Annotated in this window: 1 pseudogene; it reads right to left on the bottom strand. The window is 63.6% G+C overall.

Annotated features, from left to right (window positions below):
• A pseudogene (locus tag SB772_RS46105) lies at positions 1–231 on the bottom strand (EmrB/QacA family drug resistance transporter); the annotation flags it as partial.

The raw sequence follows: 231 nt of genomic DNA, 5'->3' as shown, positions 1-231 counted from the left end.
GCCCTGGCCGAGGCGCCCGTCGATCATCATCGTGAGTGAATTCAACCAGCCGCACATCATCTAGAACGCGATGAACAGCGCGGCATTCGTCAGCAGGAAGTTGCGCAGCCCGAACACGCGCGTGAGCCACGCGGCGAGCGGGATCATCACGATTTCCGACATCAGGTAGCCGGTCGAGATCCACGTGCCCTCGGTGCCGGTCGCGCCGATTTCGCCCTGGATCTGCGGCAG

This window comes from Paraburkholderia sp. SIMBA_030 (assembly GCF_046535245.1).
In the GTDB taxonomy this organism is placed as follows: domain Bacteria; phylum Pseudomonadota; class Gammaproteobacteria; order Burkholderiales; family Burkholderiaceae; genus Paraburkholderia.
Note: the sequence above shows the minus strand (reverse complement) of the source record. Positions and strands in the feature narration are given on the sequence as shown.